This is a genomic window from Methylibium sp. (genome assembly GCF_035762065.1).
Classification (GTDB): Bacteria; Pseudomonadota; Gammaproteobacteria; order Burkholderiales; family Burkholderiaceae_C; genus Methylibium.
Genome location: NZ_DASTPW010000055.1, coordinates 180680 through 193790, shown reverse-complemented (window position 1 = coordinate 193790; position 13111 = coordinate 180680). Strand labels below are relative to the sequence as shown.

13 protein-coding genes and 1 tRNA gene are annotated in these 13111 nt (G+C 67.2%); 2 read left to right on the top strand and 12 right to left on the bottom strand.

The features are described from left to right. The coding region (locus VFR90_RS17655) for an FtsB family cell division protein (protein WP_326407474.1) at positions 1-204 on the top strand (204 nt) is incomplete at its 5' end. On the opposite strand, the gene VFR90_RS17650 is transcribed toward VFR90_RS17655, so the two are convergent. Continuing rightward, complete coding sequence (locus tag VFR90_RS17650) at positions 198-569, bottom strand: response regulator (RefSeq protein ID WP_326407473.1); 372 nt, start codon at positions 567-569, stop codon at positions 198-200. The two genes, VFR90_RS17655 and VFR90_RS17650, sit on opposite strands and share 7 nt — an antisense overlap. 146 nt (positions 570-715) lie before the next feature. On the opposite strand from VFR90_RS17650, the gene VFR90_RS17645 reads away from it, so the two are divergent. Beyond that, a tRNA-Met gene (locus tag VFR90_RS17645) sits at positions 716-792 on the top strand. A gap of 1466 nt (positions 793-2258) precedes the next feature. Here VFR90_RS17645 and VFR90_RS17640 read toward each other — a convergent pair. The 11 genes from VFR90_RS17640 to VFR90_RS17590 form a co-directional block, all read right to left on the bottom strand. Continuing rightward, a complete protein-coding gene (locus VFR90_RS17640; RefSeq protein WP_326407472.1) occupies positions 2259-2603 on the bottom strand; it encodes an H-NS histone family protein in 345 nt (114 codons plus the stop codon). Between the two features lie 145 nt (positions 2604-2748). Further along, positions 2749-3057, bottom strand: a complete 309-nt coding sequence (locus VFR90_RS17635) for a hypothetical protein (protein WP_326407471.1) — start codon at positions 3055-3057, stop codon at positions 2749-2751. Between the two features lie 96 nt (positions 3058-3153). Further along, complete coding sequence (locus VFR90_RS17630; protein ID WP_326407470.1) at positions 3154-4035, bottom strand: HDOD domain-containing protein; 882 nt, start codon at positions 4033-4035, stop codon at positions 3154-3156. A gap of 71 nt (positions 4036-4106) precedes the next feature. Then, the gene (locus tag VFR90_RS17625) at positions 4107-4415 is read right to left on the bottom strand and encodes a hypothetical protein (protein ID WP_326407469.1); all 309 of its coding nucleotides are present in this window, start codon (positions 4413-4415) and stop codon (positions 4107-4109) included. 538 nt (positions 4416-4953) lie between these two features. Then, positions 4954-5538, bottom strand: coding sequence for a hypothetical protein (locus tag VFR90_RS17620; protein ID WP_326407468.1), 585 nt, complete (start codon positions 5536-5538; stop codon positions 4954-4956). 205 nt (positions 5539-5743) lie between these two features. Then, positions 5744-9652: a pilus assembly protein gene (locus tag VFR90_RS17615; protein ID WP_326407467.1), complete on the bottom strand. Its 3909-nt coding sequence runs from the start codon at positions 9650-9652 to the stop codon at positions 5744-5746. A gap of 47 nt (positions 9653-9699) precedes the next feature. Further along, on the bottom strand, positions 9700-10392 hold the full coding sequence (locus tag VFR90_RS17610) for a hypothetical protein (protein WP_326407466.1): 693 nt from the start codon (positions 10390-10392) through the stop codon (positions 9700-9702). Then, positions 10389-11597, bottom strand: a complete 1209-nt coding sequence (locus tag VFR90_RS17605) for a PilW family protein (protein WP_326407465.1) — start codon at positions 11595-11597, stop codon at positions 10389-10391. The genes VFR90_RS17610 and VFR90_RS17605 overlap by 4 nt, the downstream gene beginning before the upstream one ends. Then, a complete protein-coding gene (gene pilV, locus VFR90_RS17600; RefSeq protein WP_326407464.1) occupies positions 11597-12049 on the bottom strand; it encodes a type IV pilus modification protein PilV in 453 nt (150 codons plus the stop codon). Before pilV ends, VFR90_RS17605 begins: the two co-directional genes overlap by 1 nt. Before the next feature lie 2 nt (positions 12050-12051). After that, positions 12052-12615, bottom strand: a complete 564-nt coding sequence (locus tag VFR90_RS17595; protein ID WP_326407482.1) for a pilus assembly FimT family protein — start codon at positions 12613-12615, stop codon at positions 12052-12054. Further along, complete coding sequence (locus VFR90_RS17590; RefSeq protein WP_326407481.1) at positions 12615-13079, bottom strand: type IV pilin protein; 465 nt, start codon at positions 13077-13079, stop codon at positions 12615-12617. The genes VFR90_RS17595 and VFR90_RS17590 overlap by 1 nt, the downstream gene beginning before the upstream one ends. Positions 13080-13111: the final 32 nt, after the last annotated feature.

The following is a 13111-nucleotide window of genomic DNA, read 5'->3' as shown; positions in this document are numbered from 1 at the left end:
GGGCTGCGGGCGCGGGCGTCGTACGCGGAAGCGGAAGCGTCGCTGAACAGGCTGCGCGCCGAGAACCGGGATCTGCGCGAGAAGGTCCGCCTCTACCGCGACGACCCGGCCGCGCAGGAGTCGCTGATCCGCGAGAGCCTGGGCTACATCCGGCCGGGCGAAGTGCTTTTCATCGTCCGCGACGCCCCCCGTCCGCGTCAGTGAGGCTCGCCGCAGCCGGCGGTCGCGCCCGGGTCGCTGCAGAGCGCCCCCACGATGTCCAGCAGCTGGTCCATATCGAGAGGCTTGGGCAGGTGGGCGGCCGCATGGGCGCGCTGCGCCATCTCCTTTGTGGCAGCCGAGACCACCACAACTGGCACGTCGCGTAACACCGGGTCCAGCTCGAGGGCGCGGCGGAATTCCCACCCGTTCATCACGGGCATCATCAGGTCCAGCAGGATCACGCAGGGGCGTTCACCGGTGTGAAGCTTCTCGAGCGCATCGCGGCCGTTGACGGCGGTGGCCACGTGGTGCCCTTCGAGCTCGAGCGTGACAGCCATCATCTCCCTGACGTCGTCGTTGTCCTCCACTACCAGAACACTAGCCATGCGTGTAGACACTATCCCCCTGCTGACATCCGGCCTTTCAGTCTGCAGGGCATGTGCCAGAGGCACGGTTAAGCTTCGGCGGCGCATTGACCGTGCGGGTGGACGCGTGTTACGATTGGTTTTCTTGACGCGGGGTGGAGCAGTCCGGTAGCTCGTTGGGCTCATAACCCAAAGGTCGCAGGTTCAAATCCTGTCCCCGCAACCACATTCAATGCGCCTCGGCGCAAAAGCAAAACGCCAACCGAACAGGTTGGCGTTTTGCTTTTGCGGCTTGCGTCTCTGCCCCGTGCATGCAACAACTCCGCACATGCTCGAGGCAAGTGGGCACTTGACCCTTCCTACGGGCGACCGCATACCCCGCTCGAGGCTTGTCGAGCAGCCCGACGTCGACTCAACAGCGAAGCTGCTCAAGCGCACGATTGACGTATTCGTCCATCTTGAAGCCAATGTTTCGATGCAAGCTCCGACGACGACCCAGCAATGCTCGACGCGATTCACGCATTGGCAGGGCCGCGCAGTGACTTGCTGAACGCCGAGCCGCTTGCACGCGCTTCCTTCCTTCGAGCGCGTTCAGACACGCGAAGCGCCCGTGCGCGCTTGAACGCACATCGATGCAGCCACGTGTTGACACAGGCAAACATGAGTGCCTCGCCTTGTCGCGGGGCGCCACAGCAGTTCGGCCTGCTGGATGGCGTGCCGTGGCATCGAGGGTGATGCGGATCCCTGCACCTCCGACGCCAATACAACTCGCCGCAGGCACGCCGAGTGCCTTACTGAGCGACTTTGCTTCTGCGGCGCCGATCGGTAGGCGCCCATGGCGCTCGGCGCGTGGAATATCCATCGTGCAGCGCCTCAAATCTGCGGCGCGGGTGCACCGAAGCCAACATGGGACTGGTCAGGCGTAGACGGCGCCATTCGTACGCGCCCATGCCCGCCACGGTCGGCCGATTCGGCCTCCGGGCCGCGGATCTTGCGCGATGCGCGACTACTGCTCGACATGTTTAGCCGCACGCCGCGGCGAACCAACTGGGTGCTGCGGCATGTCGCCGTCACGCAGCTCGATTTTGCCGGCGACCTTGAAACGCGTGCACGGACTACAACTGCGCTTATAAAGGCAATGCGCGCATAAGCCCTTCGGCGGGATCGCGGGCTTCGCCCGACAAGCTTGAAGCCAGCCCGTGAGCGCTGGTGCGCAACGCCAGAAATACGGCGCGCGCTTCAAGTGATGCACTACACGATGTCTATAACATCGCTGCAGTGTGCCAGCCGATATTCAATGCGCCTGCGCGCGCATTTACCCAATGCTGGTTCACAGCACGGACGGCGAGATGTCGAGGCCTCGCTTCTCCCGAATGGGTCTTGAGAGAATACGAATCTTGCCGCACGTGCGCTGCGTTGATCCCCTGCAACCCGCACTCCGCAGCGCATGCTGGCCAGCCTGCCGCCGGTTAGCTAACGCTTCGCCGATCACCATGTGCTCGGTGCAGCTGCACCATTGGCGTCGCCCTTGAGTACCGACGATTGTCTCCGCGAGTTGAACGGCGGTCACCTATGTCGGCCGACGCTCGCATCGAAAGTGGCATCAGCGTTCGTGCGGCAGGTTCCAAGGCCAAAGGTAAAAGACGAGCGCTTGGCGCACCTCGCTGCTTTGCCGCCTGGCGGTTGATCGTCTTACTTGACCGCGAGATCCTCAGGGGTGCGGCCGCCGGCTATTGCCGCTTTGTACCAGTTAGGTCGTTTCCCAACGCCCGTCCAAGAGTTACCTGCTTCATCTCGAAAACGAATGATGCCTTTCTTGCGCGGCTTCGTGGCTGACGGACTGGCTTTGCGGCCGACACCCGCGCGCTTCTCGCCGAAGCCCAAATCCTGCGCAGAAAAGCCGTAATGCTCGATCGCCTGCTTAATTCGAACCAGCACCTCTTTGCCTTCCGCAGCCCGCAGCGCGCGTGCGCGTTCCTGCAAAGCGGCGATCTGAGCTTCGACTTGTTCGAGCGTGATACGGCTCTTTCGCGGCATATTGGTCTCGAGAGAAATCTAACGGGCTGCTGTCTTTACTCGGGCGCCAACTGCGTCATGTCATCCCCAGGTCCGTGGCTGGACGCGGACACCTTTAGCGGCACCGGCCGCCCGCGTTAGCGGCACCGGCCGCCCGCGCGAAAACTCAGCCGTTCGTGCCGGTTTCCTGCGGCTCGCTCTCCGCGGCGGCGGCGGCGGCGGCCAGGGCGGCAAGCTTCTTTGCGCGGGGGTTCTTTTCGCACAAAGGCTCGCAGACCGGCTGGCTGCGACCCAACACTTTCTGCATCGTGCGGCGGTTGGGAGGCTGATGTGCACCGCAGAAGAAGCAAGACATGGTATTTGTCGCGCCAGAGAACGCGCCGGGCCGCGGCGAAAACGGCGAGCCTGGTGCCTTGCTGGTGTAGCGAAGTCCGTCTTCCTGGATGCGCGTGGTGGTGTCTTTGCGTGAGGCCATCTCTCGATTGTCTCAGCCCGCGGCGGTTTTGTCCTCGCCGGATACCGAGGCGCGGAAGTGCCTGGGGTCTTCCCGAGGCCTGCAAAAGCGGTTTCTTCAGCGATCGATCTCGCGCACGAGCGTCTCGACGGCGTTCTTTGACAGGTTCAGGAGCTGGGCGATGTCGCGCAGATCGTCGGGCACCGCAGGATTGCTCCAGCCGCCCTTGGCCTCGTCGGTGTGCCGCGCCAGCCGCACGGCAAGCAGCACACTGCGCACCCGCGGCTCGGCCGCCTGGCGCTCGTCGTTGATGCGTACCAGCAGTTCAGGCAGCGTCCAGTGGCGCATCAGCGCCTGGGCCACCTCCGGCAATTCGGCCCGCAGCAGCGCTTGCTGTGCCTCGGCGGTACGCAAGCCGGCGTCGGCGGCCTGCCGGGACTGGATCGCCAACGCCAGTTCCGGCGCGTGGCACCACAGCAGCATCTCCGCAAAATCGTGCAGCAGGGCGGCCAACTTGACGACCGCGGCGTCGTCATCCATGCGGTGCACGGCGAAGCAGAGCGCGAAATCGGCGGCGCGGTGCGCTCGGCGGATCACGCCCATCAGGCCGTCGATCGCAGCCGGGTGCGCCGCAAGGCACTGTTCGACCGTCAATGGCTCGGCATACTCGCGAAAGAACGGGCCGATGCCCAGCATCACGAGCGCTGCGGTAATCGTCTCGGTGCCGCCTTGGCGCTCGGCCGGCAGCCGGGCGCGGCAGCGGGCGGCGCTGGCCAGCACCCGCAGGCACATCAGCGGATCACGCTCGATGGGTTCGCACAGCTGGTGAGCATCGACATCGCCGCGACGTTCCTCCGCGTCCGCGAGCCAGGCCAGTTCCTGGGCGGTGCTTGCGAGGATTGGGATCGGAGCCGCAGCAAAGCGCACCATCCATGCGGCCACATCGGGCGGCGCAAGCTCGAGCGGCGCCGAGGCTGAGAAGACTTGCGGGCTTTCCACGTCGCTGATATCGACGCGACAAGCGCCGACTTGAACAGCGCCCCCGCCTGCACATGCAAGCGAGGACGCCGTCAAAGCCGCTTCACGCCCGGCAAACGACCGACGAGTTGCCCGCCCACGTAAAGCGCGCCTTCCGGTGCCCCGGCCTCGGCGTGGAATTCGCGGCTGCGGGCGTCTTCGCCGGGCAGGTCGGCAGCGACCGCCCCGGACCGCGCAAGCCTCAGCGGCGGGCCGGAGGTAGGTTGTTGCAGGCGCACTGCCGTGCGGACCAGCAGCGCGCTTGCGCGCAGCAGAAGCGTCACCGCTGTCCGGCGCGGCCCGCGTGTCGGCGGAGACCATTGCGGGGGATGCAGATGGGCGCGGGTGATGGGAGCAAACATCAGGCTTCTCCTCGGCGACCGCCGTCCAGGTGCGGCAGCGCGGGTTTCAGGCAAAGGGTGGCGAGAGCGCGGCTATGCCGGCGCGCAACCGCGCGAAGCAGCGGTGGCCGGGCACATCGGTCGACGGACGGTTCTTCATAGGTGGCTCCTGGTGAAAGTTGGCTGATCAAGCGAATCCATCGAGCCTGACCGCGGCAAGTCACCGCATCAAAGCAAACGGCCCGGAGTGCACTTGCATCCCCGGGCCGTCGTGGCGAAGTCTCAATGACTCAGCGACGCGGTGGGGCGTGGAGTGCGCCGCCGAAGCGGGCGGTGCTCAGCGATTGCACGTTTCGACCTGCCTTTGACGGCCACGCCAGACGCACAGCGGCCGATGCGACAAGGCAGCGCGTGGCAGACATCGGATGCGGCGTAAGACGAGTCATCGGCGTTTGCTTCGATGGTCTTGTGGCGGTGAAGGTGTGTCGCTTGCAAAGCAGCGAGCAAGCTTGCGCAAATGATAAACGCCACTTTATCTTCGTCAACCCTGGAGCGCAATTCAGCGCTTGCGTTTCAAAGGCGCCACACCGGCATTGCTTCGGGTCCATAGCGCGTGGTCGTTGTCGGGCGGCACTGCCGATGTGGGTTGGGTCTTGGTTGGTGCAGGAGAGTCTTTGCGCGGCGCCGGGTCTACTACCAGAACTTCACCCAGGAGATCAAGCAGGCGGGCGCGAGCGCGTTGCGGGTGCCGGCGGTAGTAGGTCAGCACGAGACCGACGATGAAGCGTTCGTCGTCGTCTTTCGGGTGGGTCGGGTCTTCCGGCTCGGCCGGCGTTGGGTCGGTAAGCGCGCGTGCATCGCCCATCGGCGCTGTGGTCCGGCCGCGCTGCTTCGGCGGCATGTCGAGCCATCCAGCGGGCTTGCGGCACTGCCGTTCGAACTGTCGCGCAAGCCGCTCGCCGATCTGGCGCGAGCGGCTCTTAATCTGCGACCAATAGCTCGGCTGAATGCCGAGCTTTTCCGCAAAGCGGCCTTCAAGGCCGCGGAGTGTGGCGGCGTCAGGGTGCTTGACAGTGGCGAGGACGAACTCGTCGAAGAGGGCGAGGGCGTTGTCGAGACGGGTGCTTCCCAGGTCGATGGGCATGGGAAGAACGATAAACGAGTCTTGCCCAGAGGCCGTCTTTAGCCACCTTCGGTCGAAGACCCAGCGAATAGTGGAGCGCGTGGCGAGATGGAAGCTTGCTCCGGGGGCGCGTCGCTGTCCGCGCGCACACGCAGTGCTGCAACGGGCACTGCGAGGCACGAGCGGCCCGACTATGTTTGCGGCGCCGGAGGCAATGCAAGCATGATCAATTGGTCAGCGGAATCTCGCGCCAGTTCAACCGCCGCAGTTCCACGGGCGCGGCTGTCGGTCCTGGGACCGGCTCGAGGCCGCCGCGGTCAGTCCCCCCGACCAACCGCACGGAGCCTCCGACTGAGAGGAACTGCAGGTTGTTGACGCTGCCCGAAGCCAACGGGTAGAACGCTGCTTGCTGGGCCAACTGAGAACGAGCCGTTCCCAAGTTGGTCGCGTAGACGCGGCTTGTACCGGACGGCTCGCAGGGATCGGACACGGAAGGCAGCGTGCTTGCGAAAGCAACGGTGCCTTGAAACACTGCGGAGTCCACCAAGACCCTGCGTGCGACGGTTCCGGCTCCGTTGGCGAAACCGAGGTCGTGGTACCAGCCCATTGGAGCGTCATCGGTCAGGGTGATGCCGGTCGCCAACTGAGCTTCCGAAACAGCGACGAGATCCGCCACCCGCGTGATTGGAAATCCCGTCACCGTCGCCGGCAATTCGGGCGGCATGCTGGTCCCGCCCGTCGCAGGACGGGGGCTGAAGAAACGTGCCTGGTTGCCGTCACGAATGGCATAAAAGGTTTGCTGCTGCGTGCTAGCGAGGTCGGAGCTGTCAAGCAACCGGCCCGTCCCGATCGTGACGATGCGATCGCGAGTAAGCGGATGCAGGACAATTCGAGGCCGCGTCGTGACAGGCTGAGGATTGCCGGCGGTGTCGGTGAGCCGGGCGATCGGCGTCGCCGGTGCGGGGAACGGCCCGGTGCCGCTCACGTCGACCCGCCATAGGTTGCCCAGCAGGTCGGCTCCGTAGATGGCGTCGGCATAGCCGTCGGTGAAGTCGAGCACATACGCATTGATGTGCGCGAGGCCGGCATCGTTGGTGGCCGAACCGCCGGTGCCGACGGCGACCGTCTCGAGCAGCGCCCCGGTGAGCGGATTGACGAAGAACAGGTACGCACGGCCCGCCGGATTGGCGGCGTCGACGGCGGGGGTGTTGTAGCCGGAGGGCAGCACCACGGTCCAGCCGTAGCGGCGGGTCTTGACGACCACCGGCTGGCCGAAGGTGTACCCCATGCCCGGCGGCGAGATCTCCCACAGCACGCGCGACGCCGCGTCGGCTTCGCTGGTGGCGCTGGTGGGCGAGGTCACGTCGATGGCGTAGTAGCTCCGACCGCCCTTGCCCAGGCCGCCGATCAGGATGGAGCGCCAGGCCGGCGCCGGCGCCGTGGCCGGCGGCGTGCCGTTGGTCCACGTGCGGTTCACGTCGATGTCGGTGATGAACGGCGTCGAATTGACGTAGTTGCGATGCACGTAGTTCGGATTGCCGAGCGCGGCCAGCCCGTCGACGCTCGGCGTCGACGGCGTGCTGGGTCCGGGAATCACGGCGTTGGGGACGTACGCGAAGACTTCGCGGCCGGCTTCGGTCACCGAGCCGTCGCCGCGAAACGCATGCAGCATGCCGTCGTTGGCTCCTGCATAGGCCATCACCGGTCGGTTCGCGTTGTCGATCTTGAACTGGTTGTAGCCGGGGTTGGTGGCGTCGGACAACGGCAAGCTCGGCGCGCCGATCGCGACCACGTTGGACCCGACGATGTCGCCCAGCAAGCTGCGGCGCTGGCGATACGGCAGCCCGGGCGTCGCGGCGCTGCGTTCCTGGCTGCGGTCGCCGCGAAGGTAGTTGACGTACGCGACGCTGTCGTTGCCGGCGACGTACGACGTATCGAGGGCGGTCAGTTGGGCGGGCGAGAGGTTGGCGACACGGAAAGGCACGCCACCGGTCGTGAAGCCGGGACGGCGGGTGATCACGCGCCGACCGGTATCCCAGCCGCCGCCTGCCAACTGGGCCGCCAGCGTCGTCGAGGCGTTCCACACGTTGGTCTGCGTCGGCGTGCCGTCGGGCGCGAAGCTCAGGCTGTTGGCGCTCAATTGGCCGATCCATCCGTCGGCGTCGTAGGACGCTGCAAAACTCAGGTTGCCGGCGGTGCCCGACACCTGCGGCTGCGCGACAGCGGACGAGGTGGTGAACGAAGCGCCGAGCGTGTTGATGCGTTCGAACGCCCGGGTCAGGCCCGAGACCATCGTGTCCGGATCGCCCGCGGTGAAGTAGTTGTCGGGCCGCGGCTGACTGGTGGCTCCCGCGCCGACGGTCTCGCCCGTCGTGGTCCACCACGAGTCTTCGATCGTGGTGGGTGGCGTCGCGTACGACAAGGTCGTGCCGGCCGGTGGCAGCAGGCCGCCGAACTTCGCGGCCAGATAGAACTGGTTGGACGGCTCGAAGGCGCGCTCCAGCACGTCGACCCAGAACGTCTGGATCGTCTGCCGGTTGCGCGTGCGGATGAGGTCGGCCGGGTCGTCGGGACGGATGTCCGAGGTGTTGGAGTGGAAGGCAATGCCGGCCATCAACGCCCCGTTGGTGCTGCAGCAGCCCGACGAGACGTTCGTCGCGGTGCCGTAGCTGGTGCCCAGGCCCTGCAGCTGGCCGACGATGTTGGTGGCGGCGACGGCATTGAGCGGGTCGGCGCCGAAGTTCGGAATCGCGGGCTCGTTCGACGTGTTCGTGTTGCCGGGGACGTTCTTGTCGGCGTGGGTGTAGATGTCGCCGATGCCGAGGATGAAGTTGCGCTGGCAGGAGTACTGGATCGGATCGTCCCAGGTCGTGATCACCGGGAAGCCGTCGAGGCGACGCGTGATCTCGGCCGGATCCGTGGTGCCGATCGCCGACCACTGGGGGACGTTGCCCAGATTCTTGAAGTACCGCGTGGCCGCGTAGTAGAGCTCGCCGACCGGGTCGTTGCCCTTGTACTCGCCGGTCAACAACTGGCCGAACTTGTTGAGGTAGTTCGCCACCCCGCTCGACAGCGCGGTGCTGCCGTAGTTGCCGTTGGACGCCGTCTCGTCGGCGCTGTCGGGGTGCACCTCGAAGACGCCCGTGGTCGGACTCCATTCCTGTCGCGGATTGGCGATCGGCGGCTGGCCGGGCACCGGCTGCGTCGGCCCGACGAACTTCATCCGCGCGCGCATCACGCCGCCGTCGCGCTGGTTGCCGGTCTCGTTCATGTAGCCGAAGGCGCTGAAGCGCAGTCGCGTCGCGTAGCGCTGGATCAAGCCTTCGGGCTTGGCGTTGCTGCCGTACGGCTGGCAGTTCGATTCGAGGCCGCCGGCACCCCCCGAGCCGTCGCAGACCCTGACGCGCACGCTCGCGCTGTAGCGCTGGACGACGTCGGTCGCCGCGCTGCCGTACGGGATAGCCGTGGCCGGGTCGCCCGCTACGGAAGTCCCCGAGAAGATCATCGCGAAGCCAGCGCCCTGGATCCTGATGCGCAGCGTGCCCCAGTTGAACGGCGTGGCACCGGCGATCGTCGCGGCGTCGGTCAGCACCTTGTCGGGGTAGAGCGCGCCCTGGCCCGAATGGAAGGCCTTCTGCAGGATCGTTTCCGTCGGGGTGTCCGTGCTGCGGTTGCCCCCGGTCATCACCAATCGGAACGGATCAATGGCCTGCGTCGCCGCCCAATTCAGGAAATTGCCGCTCCAGCCGTTGGCGCTGGTGCAGGTGCGGTTGGTCGCAAGACCGGCGGGGCGGAAATGGCGCGCCGCTTCGGTGGCGCTGTAGCTGTAGTTGTAGCACTTCCCGGCATCGAAGTAGCCTCGATACAGACGCGCACTCGAATAGTCGTCGACGCCGGGATAGGCGGCGCGCGAGGCCGTCGGCCATTCGACCGACAGCGCCAGGGCGACGTTGCTGGGCACCGATGCACTGGTCGCCGCGAAGATCGGGCCGTCGGCCAGCGTCGTTTGCGCGCCGGCATCCGCGACCAGCGCACCCGCCAGCACCGGCAGTGCGAGCTGGAGCGCCCGGGACCGCCAGGCACCGAGGATCCGGCCGGCAGGTTGCGCGTGGAAAGTACCTTGGGAAGTGCTCACTGGAACCTCTTCATCGGAACGACGGGAAGCGCAGGCGGCGGCATCGATCAGCCGTCGCAACACGAGAACGTCGTCTGGAAAAATGCCTGGGTGTTGCGCGGGCCCGTCGCACGGATGCTCAATCGGTAGACGATCGGCTGCGGTGCCGCACCGGCCAGGCCGCTGCCCGCGGCTCCGGTGGCCGACGAGCTGCCGCGCGCCGCATCGTTCTGCCACTGGACCACGTCGCCGCCGGGCACGCGCGTGCCGCCGGCGATCGTGCAGGCATCGGCGCCGAGCACGCGGTCGTCGCCGGGAAGGCTGCACATGCGGTCGATCACGTAGCGCAAGTCGATGCCCCGACCCGCCGCAATGTCCCCGGCCGTGCCGACGGCCGGGTCCATCGCGCCGTTGGTCAGCAGCGCGACGGGGATGCCTTGCGGGTTGCTCGGCAGCACCACCGCGCTGTAGTTGCGCGAGACGTCGCTGGTCGACCGGTTGGCCCGCACGGAGAAGTGCCCGGTGCCGCGGAACAGCGTCAGGATGTTCTGGCTGACGCGCTCGCTCTGCTGCGCGAGATCGCGCTTGAAGGCGACATTGCCGGCGGTGCCGAGCGCGGTGTCGAACGACCGCACCAGCGCGGCTGCCGAGATCAGCATCACGGCGAGGATCACCAGGCTGATCACGAGCACGGTGCCCTTGATGCGCGCATTCGGGGCCGCGCGCCGCGCGCGCGGAGGAGTGAAGGGGCTCGAGTTCATGGGCGCAGCAGGAAGTTGCGAAGCGGCACGGTGACTTCGACGACACGATGACGCTGACGGCGGCTCTCGCCGGCGCCGGTCAGGTCGAGGGTGCGCTGCACGCCGGCCGGCAGGTCCGAGAACAGCGTCAGAGACGCGGGTGCGACGTCTTCGCGCTCGACCAGCGACGAGCGCATCACGACGCCGATGCGCACCGCGACGATCTCGCGCAGCAGCGTGTTGGAGGCCGCCGAGCCGTTGCTCAGCGACGCCCCCGACCATGCGCCGGTCGCGGTCGGGGCCTGCCAGACGATCGTGCCGTCGAGTACGCCGGGATCGGTCGCATAGGCGGCGTACAACGCGCGCACGTTCTCGGCCACCGGCTGCGCCGCGTCGTTGCCGTCGATCAGCAGCGTGTCGTACGAGAACAGCGTGCTGTTGGCGCCGACGCCGTAGAGCATCAGCTGCGGCGGGTTCGTCGTCGCGTTGCCCAACGGCACGGCGAATCCGCGACCCGCGCTGACCGACGCGAAGCCAGTGCCGCTGGCATTGTGGTAACGGCCGGCGAACTCGACCACCGGCGCGCACGCCGTGCCGGGGGCGGCGGTCGGGTCGCCGGCGCAAAGGGGCTTTGCCGCGGCGACCTGCGTCAATTGGCATTCGCCGCTGCCGGCCACCAGCAGTAGGTCGTTGGCGCGAATCCCGATCGAGTTAGGTAGAACCACCCGCAGACTCGTCAAACTGCCCGGCCCGATCTCGGGGGGTGCTTCGCCAAAGCCGCCCGATGTATTCATCACCTGAATCACGTCGGAACCGGCCGCGGACGCGTTGCGGAAGGCGATCACCGGAGCGAGCCGCAGCGTTTGCGGCACGCCAGCAAAGGGCGCTGGCAGTGCGCCGGCCCGCGGCCATGCCCCAATGTCGACGCCGCCTCCGGCGTCGCGCAGCGTCGCATTCACGCGGCAGCCGCCGATCTGTGGCCACGCCTGAGCGAAGCCGGTACCGGCGCTGCGGATCGCGCGATCGAGGATGTAGGTCGCGTAGACGCCCGATTGATTGATGTCGTTGAGCGACGTGGCGTTGCGCTTGCGCGCCTCGCTCGCGGCGAGCACGCCGAACACGGCGAGCGTCACGACCAGGCCGATCGTCACGGACACCATCAGCTCGATCAGCGAGAAGCCTCGGGCTGCGGCCCGGCGCGAGGCCTCGAACACGGTGCGCCGCATCAGCCGATCTCCTCGTTCGTCAGGACGACTTCGGTCACGAGCCGGCTCTCGTTGCCCACCGCCTGCCGCGGCGGACGCCAGGTGATCGTGATCAGCGCCGTGTTGTTCGGCACGTCGGGCGTCACCGTGATCGCGGCATTGGGCAAGCCCGCGCGGACGGTGTCCGTGACGCGCGTGCGCCAATCGTCGATCTGCTGAGTCGGCAGATTGACACGGCGCGCCAGGCGCATCTGCGCGGCCAGGTCGTCGGCCAGCAAGGCCGCTCGGCTGCGATCCTCGGCGTCGATCGAATACTGCGTCGCGCGCGCCTGCAGGCCGACGAGGCCGAGGATGCCGAACGAGAAGATCAGGATCGAGACCAGCACTTCGAGCAGCGTGACGCCGCGTTGGCCGGGACGCGCCGGCGCGGGGCGCCGAGCGCGAAGTGACGAAGACAGGAGAGGAAGTCGCATGCTCAGCATCCGTCGGGATTCGCCGCCGAGACGGTCTTGTCGGGGTCGCACATCCGCACCTGGCCGCCGATGGCGACCGTGACGCGCAGTTGGCGATCGGCACCGGTGCGCGTGATGCCGTAGTTGGTCGCGCCGACGGCGCAGCCCTGCGCAGGGACCGCCACCTGCGGGCCGGCGCCCCCGAAGCACAGGGCCGCCGGCCCGGCGATTGCCACGCCGGCCGCGACGTCGGTCAATGCGCCGCCACGGATGAACTCCGCGGCCTCCCCGGTCAAGCGCGGCTGGGTGCGGATGCCCCAGTTCACGCCGTTCGCGACCGCGGCCGCGCCCAGCGCTGGCTGCTCGTTCGTCAGGAAGAAGGTGACGTTGCGGTTGCGGCGCACCGCCTCGGCCTGGGCCAGCCGCACGCCGTCCTGCAGCACCTGGGCCACGGTGCGCATCCGCGTGTTGTTGATCCACGTGCCGATGCTCGGTGCCGAGGCCATCAGCAAGATGGCAAAGACGGCGATCGTGACCATCAGCTCCACGAGGGTGAAGCCGCGCATCGAACGCTGCACGGAGCGCATCAGCACTGGCCCTTGCGCACGAGCCAGCAGGCGCCCGCGGTGTTCCAGCCGCCGCCGCCCGCGGTGGCGCTGGTGGTGGTCCGTCGATCGTCCAGCTGGTTGACCGTGAACGAGAAACCGGCCATTTGGCCGCTCCCGGTCGTCGTCAGCGTGTAGGCCGTGGCCGTCGGAGCGCCCGCGCCGACGCATGTCACCACGAAGTTGCCGAACGTGCGGCGAGCCACGCCGGCGGCGGTCACGTCCTCGCAGGGCGAAGTGAAGGCGCCGACGGTGTCGTAAGTCCGGTTGTCCTGGAAGAACCGCTCCATCTCCGCGCGCATCGCCGCCAAGCCGTTGGTCGCGTCGACCAGGCGGCCGCGGATCACGTAGTCGCGGTAGCTCGGGTAGGCGATGGCCGCCAGGATGCCGATGATCGCGACGACGATCATCACTTCGATCAGCGTGAAGCCTCGCGGCCGGGTCATGCGCATGCGACGGTCCTCGTTCGGTGTGGCGC

Excerpts from the sequence above, each read along its gene's own strand:
- VFR90_RS17640 (WP_326407472.1), bottom strand. The coding sequence starts at position 2,603 with ATGCCGCGAAAGAGCCGTATCACGCTCGAACAAGTCGAAGCTCAGATC.
- VFR90_RS17635 (WP_326407471.1), bottom strand. The coding sequence starts at position 3,057 with ATGGCCTCACGCAAAGACACCACCACGCGCATCCAGGAAGACGGACTT.
- VFR90_RS17625 (WP_326407469.1), bottom strand. The coding sequence starts at position 4,415 with ATGTTTGCTCCCATCACCCGCGCCCATCTGCATCCCCCGCAATGGTCT.
- VFR90_RS17620 (WP_326407468.1), bottom strand. The coding sequence starts at position 5,538 with ATGCCCATCGACCTGGGAAGCACCCGTCTCGACAACGCCCTCGCCCTC.
- VFR90_RS17610 (WP_326407466.1), bottom strand. The coding sequence starts at position 10,392 with ATGAACTCGAGCCCCTTCACTCCTCCGCGCGCGCGGCGCGCGGCCCCG.
- VFR90_RS17605 (WP_326407465.1), bottom strand. The coding sequence starts at position 11,597 with ATGCGGCGCACCGTGTTCGAGGCCTCGCGCCGGGCCGCAGCCCGAGGC.
- pilV (WP_326407464.1), bottom strand. The coding sequence starts at position 12,049 with ATGCGACTTCCTCTCCTGTCTTCGTCACTTCGCGCTCGGCGCCCCGCG.
- VFR90_RS17595 (WP_326407482.1), bottom strand. The coding sequence starts at position 12,615 with ATGCGCTCCGTGCAGCGTTCGATGCGCGGCTTCACCCTCGTGGAGCTG.
- VFR90_RS17590 (WP_326407481.1), bottom strand. The coding sequence starts at position 13,079 with ATGACCCGGCCGCGAGGCTTCACGCTGATCGAAGTGATGATCGTCGTC.